The sequence below is a fragment of the Streptomyces gardneri genome (genome assembly GCF_006539185.1).
GTDB classification, from domain to species: domain Bacteria; phylum Actinomycetota; class Actinomycetes; order Streptomycetales; family Streptomycetaceae; genus Streptomyces; species Streptomyces gardneri.
The window spans coordinates 62,793-77,928 of sequence record NZ_BJMN01000031.1; the positions used below are offsets into that span (position 1 = coordinate 62,793).

A 15,136-nucleotide genomic window follows, 5' to 3' on the forward strand; every position below is an offset into this window, starting at 1 on the left:
CGACCGTGGCAAGTGGCAACGCGATCCGGGGAAGCCGGGTCGGAGCGGGGCCGATGGGCGAGGCCGAGCGGGGCGAATCGGCGCCGCGCGCCCGCATCTCCTTCTGGTGCTCGAACGGGCACGAGACGCAGCCGAGCTTCGCCAGCGACGCGGCGATCCCGGAGACCTGGGACTGCCCACGGTGCGGCTTCCCGGCAGGTCAGGACCGGGACAACCCGCCGGACCCGCCGCGCACGGAGCCGTACAAGACCCACCTCGCCTATGTGCGGGAGCGGCGCAGCGACGCGGACGGCGAGGCGATTCTCGCCGAGGCGCTCGCCAAACTGCGCGGCGAGATCTGAGCGTGGTGTGACGATGTGACGAACGGGCCTTGCCTGCGAACTCTGTTCGCGGACAAGGCCCGTTCGCCGTCTCCCCACCGGCGATCCCCCGTCGGACCGGCGCTGTCAGTGGTGCCTTCTACAGTCGGTCGGGCAGAAGATCACCGACGCGGGGGGACGGCATGACGGCGACGACGGACGCGGTGGCCGCCAAGGCCGTACCCGACTGGAGGGGCGGCTTCGGACGCCTGTGGACGGCCGCGGTGGTGTCCCGGTTCGGCGACTCGCTGCGCACCGCCGCCCTGCCCCTGCTCGCCGCCTCCCTCACCGACGACCCCCTCCTCATCGCCTCCGTCACCGCCTGCGGCTTCCTGCCCTGGCTGCTCTTCGGACTCCTCGGCGGAGCCGTCGCCGACCGGGTCGACCAGCGGCGGGCCATGTGGGCCGTCGACCTCGTCCGCGGCGCACTCATGGCTGCGTTCGCCGTGGCCGTCGCGTTCGGACACGCGACGATCGCCCTGCTGCTCGTCCTCGCCTTCGCCCTCACCACCCTGCAGACCCTCTTCGACAACGCCGCCACGGCGCTCCTCCCCGCCCTCGTCCCCACCGAGGCCCTGGCCGCGGCCAACGCCCGCCTGATGACCGGTCAGCAGTTCGCCGGCGGACTCCTCGCCGCGCCCCTGGTGCCCGCCCTGCTCCTCGCCGGGGACGCCGTGCCGTACGTGGCCGACGCCGCCACCTACACCCTCGCCGCGCTCCTCATCGCCTCCCTGCGCACCGGAGCGGCCGACCGGCCGCCCCGCCCGGCCGGGTCCACCCTCCGCAAGGAGATGGCCGAAGGGATCGCCGCCCTCCGCCGGGACCGGCCCCTGAAGTGGCTCTGTGCGGCGACCACCCTCTGCAACATCGGCATGGGCGCCCTCATCGCCACCCTCGTCGTCCACGTGACGGACGGGCGGCAGGCCGGAACCGCCGGAAACGCCGCATACGCGGCCACCATCACCGCCTACGCGGTGGGCGGCGTCGCCGGCGGCTTCCTCGCCCGCCGCGTCGCCGAGCGGACCGGACGGATACGCGCCGTGGCCCTCGCCGGGACGGCGCAGACGGTCTGCCTCGTCCTGATGGGAACCGTCCCCGTCCTCGGGGCATCGATCGCGGCCATGGCGGTGTTCGGCTTCATGGGGACGGTGTGGAACGTCAACCAGACGACCCTCATGCAGGAGCGCGCCCCCGAGGGGATGCTCGGCCGCATCGCCGCGGCCTTCCGCACCCTCGCCGTCGCGGGCGCTCCGCTGGGGGCCCTCCTCGGCGGCGCCGCGGCCGCCGGCTGGGGACCGCACACACCCGCCCTCGTCGCGGCGGCACTGTTCGCGCTCGCCGTAGCGTCGTTGGCCCCCCTGATCAATTAGGTTGGAGGGGCAGCGGGGCAGACATACGAGAAGAAGTGGGCGATGTCCGAGATGAACAACGAAGGCCGCACCAGGCTGAACCGGCTGCCCGAGTGGGCTGCCCTCGGCAAGCACCGTGAGCAGCTGGGCGAGACCCACCTGCGCGAGCTGTTCGCCGCGGACCCGGCCCGCGGCACCGACCACACCCTGCGGGTCGGCGACCTCCACCTGGACTACTCCAAGCACCTCGTCACCGACGAGACGCTGACCCTGCTGCGCGAACTCGCCGCCGCCACCGGCGTGGCCGAGCTGCGCGACGCCATGTTCCGCGGCGAGAAGATCAACACCACCGAGGACCGCGCGGTCCTCCACACCGCGCTGCGCGCCCCGCGCGAGGCCGTGATCGAGGTCGACGGGGAGAACGTCGTCCCCGGTGTCCACGCCGTCCTCGACAAGATGGCCGCCTTCTCCGACAAGGTCCGGGCGGGCGAGTGGACCGGCCACACCGGCAAGCCCGTCAAGAACATCGTGAACATCGGCATCGGCGGCTCCGACCTCGGCCCCGCCATGGCCTACGAGGTCCTGCGCTCCTTCACCCAGCGGGACCTGACGCTCCGTTTCGTCTCCAACGTGGACGGCGCCGACCTCCACGAGGCCGTCCGCGACCTCGACCCGGCCGAGACCCTCTTCATCGTCGCCTCGAAGACCTTCACCACCATCGAGACGATCACCAACGCCACCTCCGCCCGCGACTGGCTCCTCACCGGCCTGGGCGCCGGCCAGGAGGCCGTCGCCAAGCACTTCGTGGCCCTCTCGACCAACGCCGAGAAGGTCGAGGAGTTCGGCATCGACACCACGAACATGTTCGAGTTCTGGGACTGGGTCGGCGGCCGCTACTCCTACGACTCCGCCATCGGCCTCTCCCTGATGATCGCCATCGGCCCGGAGCGCTTCCGCGAGATGCTCGACGGCTTCCACCTCGTCGACGAGCACTTCCGCACCGCCCCGCCCGAGGAGAACGCACCGCTGCTCCTCGGCCTCCTCGGCGTCTGGTACGGCGCGTTCTTCGACGCCCAGTCGCACGCCGTCCTGCCGTACTCCCACTACCTGTCCAAGTTCACCGCCTACCTCCAGCAGCTCGACATGGAGTCCAACGGCAAGTCGGTGGACCGCCAGGGCAACCCGGTCGACTGGCAGACCGGCCCCGTCGTCTGGGGCACCCCCGGCACCAACGGGCAGCACGCCTACTACCAGTTGATCCACCAGGGCACCAAGGTCATCCCGGCCGACTTCATCGGCTTCGCCCGGCCCGTCGCCGACCTGCTCCCCGGCCTCGTCGCCCAGCACGACCTGCTGATGGCCAACTTCTTCGCCCAGACCCAGGCACTCGCCTTCGGCAAGACGCCCGAGGAGGTACGGGCCGAGGGCGTCCCCGAGGAGCTCGTCCCGCACAAGACCTTCCAGGGCAACCACCCGACCACCACGATCCTGGCCGACGCGCTCACCCCGTCCGTCCTCGGCCAGCTGATCGCGCTCTACGAGCACAAGGTCTTCGTCCAGGGCGCGATCTGGAACATCGACTCCTTCGACCAGTGGGGCGTCGAGCTCGGCAAGGTCCTCGCCAAGAAGATCGAGCCGGTCCTGACGGGTGCCGCCGGGGCCCAGGGCGGCGAGCAGCTCGACAGCTCGACCGCCGGGCTCGTCTCCGCCTACCGCGCGCTGCGCGACCGGGGCTGATCGCATGAGGGGGGAGAACGCGGTGCGGCTGCGACCGCCCAGGAACGCCGTGGACGAGCGGGCCGTCGCCTGGTGGCGGAGCCAACTCCTGGTGACCACCGCCGTGCCGGTGGTCGTCCTCGCCGTCCTCGGCGCGCTCATCGGGCCCGCCCGGTTCTGGCTGCTGCTCGCGGCCGGGGCCATCGCGGCCCTGGGCCTCGGCTGCGCCGCGTTCTTCCCCGCATGGTGGTTCCGGGTCCACCGCTGGGAGGTCACCGACGAGGCCGTCTACGTCCGCACAGGGGCCCTCTGGCAGGAGTGGCGGATCGCCCCGATGTCCCGGATCCAGACGGTCGACACCGTACGCGGCCCGTTGGAGCAGCTCTTCCGGCTCGGCACGGTCACGGTGACCACCGCCTCCTCGAAGGGCGCCCTCCGGATCGCGGGACTCGACCACGAGCTCGCCGCCGAACTCGGCGAACGGCTCACGGCCCTCACCCAGGCCACCCCCGGGGACGCCACATGAGCGAGGCCGCACCCGGCGAGGACCGGTACGTCGGCGACGGAGACATCGGCGACGGAGACATAGGCGGCGCCGGCCGGCCGAGTGTGGCGGTCCCCGGCGAGGAGTGGCGGCGCCTGGACCGGCGCATGCTCCTGGCCACCGCCGCCGTCCTGTGCGGCGTGGCAGGCGGCGCCGGACTCCCCGCGACGGTCGGCCTCGCCGGATCCAGGCCGCTGTGGCAGGTCCTCTCCTGGGTCCTCGCCGGAGCGCTCCTCCTCGTCCTCGGCGGCACCGCCGCCGACTACGTCCGCTGGCGTCGCACCCGCTACCGGATCGGCCCCGAGCGGGTCGAACTCCACACCGGGCTCCTGCTGGTCAAGCGCCGCTCCTTGGCCCGTGAGCGCATCCGCAGCGTCGACCTCACCGCCAACCCCCTCCAGCGCCTCCTCGGCCTCGTGAAGGTCCGCATCGGCACCGGCGAGAGCACCGGCGGCAGCGAGTCCACGCTCGAACTCGACCTGGTCACCCGCGCCGAGGGCGAGCTCCTCCGCCACGACCTCCTCGCCCGCGCCGCCACCGACGCCGGCGTTCCCGACGAGGGCGCCCTCGCCACCGTCGACCCGCGCTGGATCCGCTACGCCCCGGTCTCCTTCGTCGCCCCGGCCCTCGGCGGCGCGGCGGCCGGAGCCGTCATGCAGGTCAGCGAATGGTTCGGCGCCCAGGCCGAGGTCATCGACTGGATAGGGGAGCGCTTCCGGGACGTCTCCCTCGTCTGGATGCTCGTCGACCTGGCCCTCATCGCCACCGTCGTGGGAGCCGTCGGAGCCCTCGGGCTCTGGGTCGAGATGTGGTGGAACTACCGCCTGGAGCGCGAGCCCGGCGGCACCCTGCGCGTCCGCCGCGGCCTCCTCACGGCGCGCTCGGTCTCCATCGAGGAGCGTCGGCTGCGCGGGATCGAGGTCGTCGAGCCGCTCGGGGTGCGCCTGGCCGGGGCCGCCCGCGTCGACGCCGTCGCCACCGGCCTCGCGAAGGACGACGGCGACAAGCACGCCGACCTCAAGACCCTGCTGCCGGCCGTGCCCCGGGAGCTCGCCGACCGCGTCGCCGCCCAGGTCCTCGGCGAGCCGGAGCCGCCCACCGGTGCGCCGCTCGCCGCCCACCCCCGCGCCGCCCGCACCCGCCGGCTGCGGTGGGCCCTGTGGTCCGTGGCCGCCCCGGTCGCCCTCCTCGCCGGCCTCGGACTCCTCCTCACCCCGGTCCTGCTGTACGTCGCGGCGGGCTGCGCCGTCGTCCTCACCCCGCTCGCCGTGCTCCTCGCCCTCGACGCGTACCGCAGTCTCGGACACGGCGTCAGCGGCGCCTATCTGGTGACCCGTTCGGGCACGGTCCGACGCACCACGGTCGCCCTCCAGCGCTCCGGCGTCATCGGCTGGACCGTCAAGCAGTCGTACTTCCAGCGCCGCGCGGGCGTCCTCACCCTGACCGCCACGACGGCAGCCGGGGACGGCGCCTACGACATCCTCGACGCGGGCGAGAGCCAGGGCCTGACCTTCGCCGCCGAGGCCGTACCCGACCTCCTCGCGCCCTTCGTCGAGCCCGTACGAACGCCGGAGGCCCGGTCCACCGAGGGGTGAACCGGGCCTCCGGGCGTGCGGTCGAAAAGCAGGCGGTATCAGGCGGAAGCCGGCGGATACAGGTTCCGCGGCAGCTCCGAGGCGGCCGCCGCGTCGAGCAGCCACAGGGTGCGCGAGCGCCCGTAGGCGCCCGCCGCGGGGGCCTGCACCTCGCCCGCGCCCGACAGAGCGATGGCCGCGGCCTTCGCCTTGTCCTCGCCGGCCGCGAGCAGCCAGACCTCCTTGGCCGCCCTGATCGCCGGAAGCGTCAGGGAGACCCGGAGCGGCGGCGGCTTGGGAGCGCCGTGCACCCCGACCACCGTCCGCTCGGTCTCGCGGACCGCAGGCAGCTCGGGGAAGAGCGAGGCCACGTGCGTGTCCGGGCCGACGCCCAGCATCAGCACGTCGAAGGTCGGCACCCCGCCGTGGTCGCCAGGACCCGCGGCGGCGGCCAGCTCCTCCGCGTACGCGGCGGCGGCGGCGTCGACGTCGGAGCCGTACGGACCGTCCGAGGCCGGCATGGCGTGCACCCGCGCCGGGTCGAGAGGCACCCGGTCGAGCAGCGCCTCACGGGCCTGGGTGACGTTCCGCTCGGGGTCTCCTGAAGGCAGGAAGCGCTCGTCGCCCCACCACAGGTCGAGCCGCGACCAGTCGATCGCGTCCCGCGCGGGAGCCGTGCCGAGCGCCGCAAGCAGGCCGTTGCCGTTGCGTCCGCCGGTCAGCACCACCGAGGCGGAGCCGCGGGCGGACTGGGCGTCGACGATCTTCGTGATCAGCCGGGCCGCGGCGGCCTGCGCCATCAGCTCCTTGTCACGGTGGACGACCAGCTGAGGGGTGCTCACTTGGCCGCCGCCTTCTTGGCCGGGGCCTTCTTCGCGCTCTTGGCCGGGCCCGGCGCAGGCGCCGACTCCACGACCGCGACCGTCTCGGCGGCGGGCTCGGGAGCGACGGGCTCGGGAGCGATGGTCGCCGCCTCCTCGTCGAGCCGTTCGAGACCGAACTTGAGCGCCGTCGCGTAGGTGTCGTCCGGGTCGAGCCGGCGCAGCTCCTCCGCGATCAGCTCGGCCGTCTCGCGGCGCTTGAGCGCCACGCCACGGTCCGGCTGTCCCTGGATGGAGAGCGTCGCGAGCGAGCCGTCCGGCCGGTCCAGCACGATCGGCCCGGAGCTGGTCTCCATCCGTACGGAGGTGAGACCGGGCCCCGTCGACTTCGAGCGCCGCACCGGCACCTTCAGCCGCTCGGCCAGCCACATCGCGAGCAGCTCGACGCTCGGGTTGAACTCCTCGCCCTCGACCTCGGCCGAGGTGACCTCGCACACGACCTGGTCGAGCGCGGCGGCCAGCATCGAGCGCCACGGGGTGATCCGGGTCCACGAGAGGTCCGTGTCGCCCGGGGTGTACGTCTCCGCCCGCGCCGTCAGCTCCTGGATGGGCTGCTCGGCGGCGTACGTGTCGGTCACCCGGCGCTGGGCGAGCGCGCCCAGCGGGTCGTTCGCCGGGTCGGTCGGCGCGTTCACCGGCCACCAGACGACGACGGGCGCGTCCGGGAGGAGCAGCGGAAGCACCACCGACTGGGCGTGGTCGACGACCTCGCCGTACAGCCGGAGGACAACCGTTTCGCCGGTGCTGGCGTCGGCGCCGAGGCGGACCTCGGCGTCGAGCCGCGCCTGGGCGCGGTCCCGCGGGGAGCGCGAGACCCGCTTGATGACGACGAGCGTCCGCGAGGGGTGCTCGCGGGACGCGTCGTTGGCCGCCTTCAGGGCGTCGTAGGCGTTCTCCTCGTCGGTGACGATGACGAGGGTGAGCACCATGCCGACGGCCGGCGTGCCGATCGCCCGCCGCCCGAGCACCAGCGCCTTGTTGATCTTGGAGGACGTGGTGTCCGTCAGGTCGGTCTTCATGGCCGGCGCCAGCTCCGTCCGTCTCGTGCGAGCATCTCGTCCGCCTCGACCGGACCCCAGGTCCCGGACTGGTACTGCGCGGGCTTGCCGTGCTTGTCCCAGAACTGCTCGATCGGGTCGAGGATCTTCCAGGACAGCTCGACCTCCTCGACGCGCGGGAAGAGGTTCGAGTCGCCGAGCAGGACGTCGAGGATGAGCCGCTCGTACGCCTCGGGGCTGGACTCCGTGAAGGACTCGCCGTACGCGAAGTCCATCGACACGTCCCGGATCTCCATCTGGGTGCCGGGCACCTTGGAGCCGAACCGCATCGTGACGCCCTCGTCCGGCTGGACCCGGATCACGATGGCGTTGCGGCCGAGTTCCTCGGTCGCGGTGTGGTCGAAGATGGAGTGCGGGGCGCGCTGGAACACGACCGCGATCTCCGTGACGCGACGGCCCAGACGCTTGCCGGTGCGCAGGTAGAAGGGGACGCCCGCCCAGCGGCGGTTGTCGATCTCCAGCTTGACGGCCGCGTAGGTGTCGGTCTTCGACTGGGGGTCGATGCCGTCTTCCTCCAGGTAGCCGACGGCCTTCGCGCCGCCCTGCCACCCGGCCGCGTACTGGCCGCGGACCGTGGACGCGCCCAGGTCCTTGGGCAGCTTCACCGCGCCGAGGACCTTGGTCTTCTCGGCGGCGAGCGCGTCGGCGTCGAAGGAGGCGGGCTCCTCCATCGCGGTCAGCGCGAGCAGCTGGAGCAGGTGGTTCTGGATGACGTCACGGGCCGCGCCGATGCCGTCGTAGTACCCGGCCCGGCCGCCGATGCCGATGTCCTCGGCCATGGTGATCTGCACGTGGTCGACGTACGACCGGTTCCAGAGCGGCTCGAAGAGGGTGTTGGCGAAGCGGAGCGCCAGGATGTTCTGGACGGTCTCCTTGCCGAGGTAGTGGTCGATCCGGAAGACCGCCTCGGGCGGGAAGACCTCGTGGACGACCTCGTTGAGCTCCTTGGCGGAGACCAGGTCGTGGCCGAAGGGCTTCTCGATGACCGCACGGCGCCAGGAGCCGTTCTTCTGGTCGGCCAGGCCGTGCTTCTTCAACTGCTGGACGACCAGCGGGAAGAACTTCGGCGGCACGGAGAGGTAGAAGGCGAAGTTGCCGCCGGTGCCCTGCGCCTTGTCCAGCTCCTCGACGGTGGACTTCAGCTTCTCGAAGGCCTCGTCGTCGTCGAAGTCGCCCTGGACGAACCGCATGCCCTGGATCAGCTGCTGCCACACCTCCTCGCGGAACGGGGTGCGCGCGTGCTGCTTGACCGCCTCGTAGACCTCCTGCGCGAAGTCCTCGTCCTGCCACTCACGGCGGGCGAAGCCGATGAGCGAGAAGCCCGGCGGCAGCAGGCCGCGGTTGGCCAGGTCGTAGACGGCAGGCATCAGCTTCTTACGGGACAAATCGCCCGTGACGCCGAAGATCACCAGACCCGACGGCCCCGCGATACGCGGGAGCCGTCGGTCTGCGGCGTCACGGAGCGGGTTGGCTCCGTGGACTGCGCTCAAAGTGCTTACGCCTCCGAAGGTGCGAGGCGCGAGAGCTCCGCCTCGGTGGACTTGAGAAGGTCGTTCCAGGACGCCTCGAACTTCTCGACGCCCTCGTCCTCGAGGAGCTGGACGACATCGTCGTAGGCGATGCCCAGCTTCTCGACGGCCGCGAGCTCGGCACGCGACTGGTCGTACGTGCCGCGCACGGTGTCACCGGCGACCTCGCCGTGGTCGGCGGTGGCCTCCAGAGTGGCTTCCGGCATGGTGTTGACCGTGCCGGGGGCGACCAGGTCCACGACGTACAGCGTGTCCTTGTACGCCGGGTCCTTGACACCGGTCGAGGCCCACAGCGGACGCTGCTTGTTGGCCTGCGCCTTGTCGAGGGACGCCCAGCGCTCGCCGCTGAACACCTCCTCGAACGCCTCGTAGGCCAGACGGGCGTTGGCCAGGGCGGCCTTGCCCTTGAGCGCCTTGGCCTCGTCGGTGCCGATGCCGTCCAGGCGCTTGTCGATCTCCGAGTCCACGCGGGACACGAAGAAGGACGCCACGGAGTGGATCTTCGAGAGGTCGAGGCCGCGCTCGCGGGCCTTCTCGAGACCCGCCAGGTAGGCGTCCATGACCGCGCGGTAGCGCTCCAGCGAGAAGATCAGCGTCACGTTGACGCTGATGCCGAGGCCGATGACCTCGGTGATCGCCGGCAGACCCGCCTTGGTGGCCGGAATCTTGATCAGCGTGTTGGGGCGGTCCACCAGCCAGGCCAGCTGCTTGGCCTCGGCGATGGTGGCGACCGTCTCGTGGGCGAGACGGGGGTCGACCTCGATGGAGACCCGGCCGTCCTGGCCGTCGGTCGCCTCGAAGACCGGCCGCAGGATGTCGGCGGCGTCGCGGACGTCCGCCGTCGTGATCATGCGGATGGCCTCGTCGACGGTCACCTTGCGGGCGGCGAGGTCGGCGAGCTGCTGCTCGTAACCGTCACCGTGCGAGATGGCCTTCTGGAAGATCGACGGGTTCGTGGTCACACCGACCACGTGGCTCTGGTCGATGAGCTCGGCCAGGTTGCCGGACGTGATCCGCTTGCGCGAGAGGTCGTCCAGCCAGATCGCGACGCCTTCGTCGGAGAGGCGCTTGAGAGCGTCTGTCATGAGAGTTGCATCTCCATTAAGTCGTACGTATTCGCGTCAGCGCGCGACGGCGTCGAGAGATTCCCGCGCGGCGGCGACGATCGCCTCCGGCGTGAACCCGAACTCGCGGAAGAGGACCTTCGCGTCCGCCGAGGCACCGAAGTGCTCCAGCGAGACGATCCGGCCGGCGTCCCCGACGTAGCGGTGCCAGGTGAGACCGATGCCGGCCTCGACCGCGACGCGGGCCTTGACCGACGGCGGCAGGACGGAGTCCTTGTACGCCTGGTCCTGCTCCTCGAACCACTCGACGGACGGCATCGAGACCACACGGGTCGGGACACCGGCGGCCTGGAGCTGCTCGCGGGCCTCGACGGCCAGGTGCACCTCGGAGCCGGTCGCGATCAGCACGAGCTCGGCGGGGCCGCCCTCGGCCTCGAAGAGCACGTAGCCGCCCTTGGCCGCGTTCTCGTTCGACGCGTAGGTCGGCACACCCTGACGGGTGAGGGCGAGACCGTGCGGGGCGCCCTTGCCGAAGACCTTGGTGTGCCGCTTCATGATCTCGCGCCAGGCGATCGCCGTCTCGTTGGCGTCGGCCGGGCGGACCACGTTCAGACCCGGGATCGCGCGCAGCGAGGCGAGGTGCTCCACCGGCTGGTGCGTCGGGCCGTCCTCGCCCAGACCGATCGAGTCGTGCGTCCACACGTACGTCACCGGCAGGTGCATCAGGGCCGACAGACGCACGGCGTTGCGCATGTAGTCGGAGAACACCAGGAAGGTGCCGCCGTAGATGCGGGTGTTGCCGTGGAGCGCGATGCCGTTCATCTCGGCGGCCATCGAGTGCTCGCGGATGCCGAAGTGGATCGTGCGGCCGTACTTGTCGGCCTCCGGCAGCGGGTTGCCCTCGGGCAGGAACGACGAGGACTTGTCGATCGTCGTGTTGTTCGAGCCGGCGAGGTCGGCCGAGCCGCCCCACAGTTCGGGGATGACCGCGCCGAGCGCCTGGAGGACCTGGCCAGAGGCGGCACGGGTGGCGATGCCCTTGCCGGGCTCGTAGACCGGGAGCTTCTCCTCCCAGCCGGCCGGCAGCTCGTTCGCCTGGATGCGGTCGAACTCGGCGGCGCGCTCCGGGTTGGCCGTACGCCACTCGGCGAGCGACTTCTCCCAGGCGGCGCGGGCCTCACGGCCACGGTCGCCGAGCGAGCGGGTGTGCGCGATGACCTCGTCGGTGACCTCGAAGGTCTGCTCCGGGTCGAAGCCCAGGACACGCTTGGTGGCCGCGATCTCCTCGTCGCCGAGCGCCGAGCCGTGCGAGGCCTCGGTGTTCTGCGCGTTCGGGGCGGGCCAGGCGATGATCGAGCGCATCGCGATGAACGACGGACGCTCGGTCTCGGCCTCGGCGGCACGGACCGCCGCGTACAGCGCGGCCGGGTCCAGGTCGCCGTTGGACTTCGGCTCGACGCGCTGGACGTGCCAGCCGTACGCCTCGTACCGCTTCATCGTGTCCTCGGACACGGCGGTCTCGGTGTCGCCCTCGATCGAGATGTGGTTGTCGTCCCACAGCAGGATCAGGTTGCCGAGCTTCTGGTGGCCGGCGAGCGAGGACGCCTCGGCGGAGATGCCTTCCTGGAGGCAGCCGTCGCCGGCGATCGCGTAGATCCGGTGGTCGAACGGGGAGGTGCCGGGGGCCGCCTCCGGGTCGAACAGACCGCGCTCGTAGCGGGCGGCCATCGCCATGCCCACGGCGTTGGCGACACCCTGGCCCAGCGGGCCCGTCGTCGTCTCGACGGCGGCCGTGTGGCCGTACTCCGGGTGACCGGGGGTCTTGGAGCCCCAGGTACGGAAGGCCTTCAGGTCGTCCAGCTCGAGACCGAAACCACCCAGGTACAGCTGGGTGTAGAGGGTCAGGGACGAGTGGCCGGCGGAGAGGACGAACCGGTCACGCCCGACCCACTCGGGGTCGGCCGGGTCGTGCCGCATCACCTTCTGGAAGAGGGTGTACGCGGCGGGCGCCAGGCTCATCGCCGTACCGGGATGGCCGTTGCCGACCTTCTGTACGGCGTCCGCGGCCAGGACGCGGGCGGTGTCGACGGCCCGCTGGTCCAATTCGGTCCACTCGAGGTCTGTGGTGGTCGGCTTAGTGCTCACCCTGGGTCAGGGCTCCTCTCCACATGTTCTGAAGCCGGTGACTGAGGGTGTACCGGCGGTGTCGAGCCTACCCCCGAAGAAGCCCCCTCTTTTCGTGTGCGGGCCCCTCAAATGAGCGGACAGAGCAAGACTGCCGGTGGCCGTATGAGTTCGCCTCCCGAGCGGTGTCCACACCTTGGGACACACCCCTCCAACACGACCCCACCCCCGCGAAGATCGGCGTCTGGGCAACGTCTACAGTGGCGTGGTACGCGCAAGCTTCACCCCGTCTTCATACGGGGAGCTTGCTGGGAATTTCTCTGTCAGGGGTGTGCGTGACGGCCGTCGAGTCCCGACCCGCAGGGGTCGTCTTGACTCCCAGCCCGGGGGGCCATCGGCCGTTCGGGGCCCGCGTCAAGGCATACGTGGCGCTGACCAAGCCGCGGATCATCGAACTGCTGCTCATCACGACCGTTCCGGTGATGTTCCTCGCCGAGCAGGGCGTGCCGAACCTGTGGCTGGTGCTCGCCACCTGCTTCGGCGGCTACCTGTCGGCGGGCGGCGCCAACGCGCTGAACATGTACATCGACCGCGACATCGACGCGCTGATGGACCGCACCTCGCAGCGTCCACTGGTCACCGGCGTGCTCACGCCGCGTGAGGGCCTCGTCTTCGGTCTCAGCCTCGCCGTGATCTCCACGATGTGGTTCGGCCTGCTGGTCAACTGGCTCTCCGCCGCACTCTCGCTCGGCGCGCTCCTCTTCTACGTGGTCGTCTACACGATGATCCTCAAGCGGCGGACCGCGCAGAACATCGTCTGGGGCGGCATCGCCGGCTGCCTGCCGGTGCTCATCGGCTGGTCGGCCGTGACCAACTCGATGTCGTGGGCCGCGATCATCCTCTTCCTCGTCATCTTCTTCTGGACGCCGCCGCACTACTGGCCGCTGTCCATGAAGGTGAAGGAGGACTACGCCCGCGCCGGCGTGCCGATGCTCCCGGTCCTCGCCTCCAACAAGGTCGTGGCCAAGCAGATCGTCGCCTACAGCTGGGTGATGGTCGCCGTCTCGCTGCTGCTGACCCCGCTCGGCTACACCGGCTGGTTCTACACGGCCGTGGCGCTGCTCACCGGCGGCTGGTGGCTGTGGGAGGCGCACGGGCTGCTCAACCGCGCGAAGGCGGGCGCCACCGGCGCGAAGCTCAAGGAGATGCGCCTCTTCCACTGGTCCATCACCTACGTCTCGCTGCTCTTCGTGGCGGTCGCGGTGGACCCCTTCCTCCGCTAGCACCCGATTCGCCGGACAGGACCCGAGGCCCTTTCCGCTCAGATGATTTGCTCGGTCGACGGCCGGGTCACGTGGGATAGGCCACGTGACCCGGCCGTCGCCAGTAGATCTACCCCTCGGTAGCATCTTTTTCATGGCAGAAACGAAGCAGGAAGAGCGCAAGGCGGCCCGGCTCGCCAAGGAGATCAAGGCCTTCTCCAAGGAGCACGGCGGCACCGAGGGGCACCTCGCGCACATCGGCCAGGCGGGCACCCGGATCGTCCTCGTCGGCACCGACGGCGGCTGGGGCGACCTCGTCGCGCCGAGCTACGAGATCGCGAAGCAGGCCGCCGAGAAGGCCGGTCTCACGCTCCACGAGGAGTTCGACGGCGAGTTCGCCGCCAAGGTCGTCACCGGCCCGTACGAGTGGAGCCGGATGGCCGGTATCCAGATCGGCGGCCCCTCCAACAGCTGAGGCAACAACCTCGCGCGGGGCTCACCCGTTAGGACGTGTGGAGACACGTCCACACAGGGAGCCCCCCGAGATGATCGACACGCCGAGCCTGGTGGACCAGTACTGCCACGGAGTGCTCCGTACGGAGCTCGGCCTGGGCACCTTCGAGACCCACCTCGGCGCGCACCTCGGCGACCGGCCCGGCGGTCCGTCCGGGCTGCCCGCCGCCGGGACGACGTTCTTCGACACGCAGACCGGTTTCGCGGTACGGCGCTGGTGCCCGCCGCTCCTCGGCCTCGAACCGCACTGCCCGCCCGCCCGCTACCTCGCCCGCCGTCGTGAGCTCGGCGTCGTCGAGGCGGGCCGACGGCTGCTCAGGGCCGCCGGGATCTCCACGTACCTCGTGGACACGGGGCTCGCCGGCGACCTGACCCGGCCGGCGGAGATCGCCGCGGCCGCCGGGGCGGAGGCCCACGAGATCGTCCGCCTCGAACCCCTCGCCGAACAGGTCGCCGACACCTCGGGGACCGTCGAGGCGTTCCTCGCCAACCTCGCCGAGGCCGTCCACGGCGCCGCCGTGAACGCCGTGGCCTTCACCTCGGTGGAGGGCGTACGCCGAGGGCTCGCCGTGGCGCCCGAACCACCCGGACCGGGGGAGGTGCGCGGGGCCGCGGGGCGCTGGCTGGCCGGACGCCCGGCGGGCGGGCGGCTCACCGACCCCGTCCTGCTGCGGCACCTGCTCTGGATCGCCGTCACCGCCGGGCGCCCGCTCCAGCTGCACACACGGGACCACGACCCGGCCCTCCTCGGCGCCTTCGCCGCCGCCACGACAGGGCTCGGCACCGACCTCGTCCTGCTGCACGCCTACCCGCACCACCGCGCGGCGGCGCACCTGACCGTCGTCCATCCGCACGTGTACGCGGACCTGGGCCCGGCCCTCGCCCACACCGGGGCCCGGGCGGCGGCCGTCCTCGCCGAGGTCCTGGAGTCGGCGCCCTTCGGCAAACTGCTGTTCTCCAGTGGCGCCCACGGACTGCCCGAGCTCCACGTCGTCGCCGCCGGCGTCTTCCGCTCGGCGCTCACCCGGGTGCTGGGCGAGTGGGTCGTGGAAGGCGCCTGGTCCCACGCGGACGCCCAGCGCGTCGCCACGATGATCGCGGCCGGGAACGCCCGACGGGTCTACCGCCTCGAACCCGCTGTCAGTCCCCGTTGGTAGCGTGCG

Annotated in this window: 13 protein-coding genes; 8 read left to right on the top strand and 5 right to left on the bottom strand. The window is 71.4% G+C overall.

Annotation, left to right across the window (positions count from 1 at the left end; genetic code table 11):
• Window positions 1-5: 5 nt before the first annotated feature.
• The 5 genes from SGA01_RS23670 to SGA01_RS23690 all read left to right on the top strand — a co-directional run bounded on the left by SGA01_RS23670 (window position 6) and on the right by SGA01_RS23690 (window position 5,563).
• The gene (locus tag SGA01_RS23670; RefSeq protein WP_071891222.1) at window positions 6-341 is read left to right on the top strand and encodes an RNA polymerase-binding protein RbpA; all 336 of its coding nucleotides are present in this window, start codon (window positions 6-8) and stop codon (window positions 339-341) included.
• A 161-nt stretch (window positions 342-502) separates the two neighbouring features.
• Complete coding sequence (locus SGA01_RS23675; RefSeq protein WP_141298421.1) at window positions 503-1,729, top strand: MFS transporter; 1,227 nt, start codon at window positions 503-505, stop codon at window positions 1,727-1,729.
• A 51-nt stretch (window positions 1,730-1,780) separates the two neighbouring features.
• Window positions 1,781-3,445, top strand: a complete 1,665-nt coding sequence (gene pgi, locus SGA01_RS23680) for a glucose-6-phosphate isomerase (RefSeq protein ID WP_141298467.1) — start codon at window positions 1,781-1,783, stop codon at window positions 3,443-3,445.
• Between the two features lie 4 nt (window positions 3,446-3,449).
• Window positions 3,450-3,950, top strand: coding sequence for a PH domain-containing protein (locus SGA01_RS23685; protein WP_055644178.1), 501 nt, complete (start codon window positions 3,450-3,452; stop codon window positions 3,948-3,950).
• Window positions 3,951-4,075: 125 nt separating this feature from the next.
• Window positions 4,076-5,563, top strand: a complete 1,488-nt coding sequence (locus SGA01_RS23690; RefSeq protein ID WP_141298468.1) for a PH domain-containing protein — start codon at window positions 4,076-4,078, stop codon at window positions 5,561-5,563.
• 38 nt (window positions 5,564-5,601) lie between these two features.
• Here the strand turns inward: SGA01_RS23690 and pgl are convergent, their stop codons facing one another.
• From pgl to tkt, 5 genes are read right to left on the bottom strand one after another with little or no spacing between them, the layout of a single operon-like run.
• On the bottom strand, window positions 5,602-6,384 hold the full coding sequence (gene pgl / locus SGA01_RS23695) for a 6-phosphogluconolactonase (RefSeq protein WP_141298422.1): 783 nt from the start codon (window positions 6,382-6,384) through the stop codon (window positions 5,602-5,604).
• Window positions 6,381-7,442, bottom strand: a complete 1,062-nt coding sequence (opcA, locus tag SGA01_RS23700; protein ID WP_141298423.1) for a glucose-6-phosphate dehydrogenase assembly protein OpcA — start codon at window positions 7,440-7,442, stop codon at window positions 6,381-6,383. Before opcA ends, pgl begins: the two co-directional genes overlap by 4 nt.
• Complete coding sequence (gene zwf / locus SGA01_RS23705; protein WP_055644181.1) at window positions 7,439-8,971, bottom strand: glucose-6-phosphate dehydrogenase; 1,533 nt, start codon at window positions 8,969-8,971, stop codon at window positions 7,439-7,441. Before zwf ends, opcA begins: the two co-directional genes overlap by 4 nt.
• A gap of 5 nt (window positions 8,972-8,976) precedes the next feature.
• Entirely contained in the window at window positions 8,977-10,095 is a 1,119-nt protein-coding gene (tal, locus tag SGA01_RS23710) for a transaldolase (protein ID WP_055644182.1), read from the bottom strand.
• Window positions 10,096-10,131: 36 nt separating this feature from the next.
• Window positions 10,132-12,219 carry a transketolase gene (tkt, locus tag SGA01_RS23715; protein WP_141298424.1) on the bottom strand — a complete coding sequence of 696 codons (2,088 nt, stop codon included), beginning with the start codon at window positions 12,217-12,219 and terminating at the stop codon, window positions 10,132-10,134.
• A gap of 314 nt (window positions 12,220-12,533) precedes the next feature.
• On the opposite strand from tkt, the gene SGA01_RS23720 reads away from it, so the two are divergent.
• The 3 genes from SGA01_RS23720 to SGA01_RS23730 all read left to right on the top strand — a co-directional run bounded on the left by SGA01_RS23720 (window position 12,534) and on the right by SGA01_RS23730 (window position 15,130).
• Entirely contained in the window at window positions 12,534-13,481 is a 948-nt protein-coding gene (locus SGA01_RS23720) for a heme o synthase (RefSeq protein ID WP_141298425.1), read from the top strand.
• Between the two features lie 133 nt (window positions 13,482-13,614).
• A complete protein-coding gene (locus SGA01_RS23725; RefSeq protein WP_055644185.1) occupies window positions 13,615-13,935 on the top strand; it encodes a hypothetical protein in 321 nt (106 codons plus the stop codon).
• A gap of 70 nt (window positions 13,936-14,005) precedes the next feature.
• Window positions 14,006-15,130: an amidohydrolase family protein gene (locus SGA01_RS23730; protein ID WP_141298426.1), complete on the top strand. Its 1,125-nt coding sequence runs from the start codon at window positions 14,006-14,008 to the stop codon at window positions 15,128-15,130.
• Window positions 15,131-15,136 lie beyond the last annotated feature (6 nt).

Excerpts from the sequence above, each read along its gene's own strand:
- pgi (WP_141298467.1), top strand. The coding sequence starts at position 1,781 with ATGAACAACGAAGGCCGCACCAGGCTGAACCGGCTGCCCGAGTGGGCT.
- SGA01_RS23730 (WP_141298426.1), top strand. The coding sequence starts at position 14,006 with ATGATCGACACGCCGAGCCTGGTGGACCAGTACTGCCACGGAGTGCTC.
- SGA01_RS23685 (WP_055644178.1), top strand. The coding sequence starts at position 3,450 with ATGAGGGGGGAGAACGCGGTGCGGCTGCGACCGCCCAGGAACGCCGTG.
- SGA01_RS23690 (WP_141298468.1), top strand. The coding sequence starts at position 4,076 with ATGCTCCTGGCCACCGCCGCCGTCCTGTGCGGCGTGGCAGGCGGCGCC.
- SGA01_RS23675 (WP_141298421.1), top strand. The coding sequence starts at position 503 with ATGACGGCGACGACGGACGCGGTGGCCGCCAAGGCCGTACCCGACTGG.
- tal (WP_055644182.1), bottom strand. The coding sequence starts at position 10,095 with ATGACAGACGCTCTCAAGCGCCTCTCCGACGAAGGCGTCGCGATCTGG.
- opcA (WP_141298423.1), bottom strand. The coding sequence starts at position 7,442 with ATGAAGACCGACCTGACGGACACCACGTCCTCCAAGATCAACAAGGCG.
- SGA01_RS23725 (WP_055644185.1), top strand. The coding sequence starts at position 13,615 with ATGGCAGAAACGAAGCAGGAAGAGCGCAAGGCGGCCCGGCTCGCCAAG.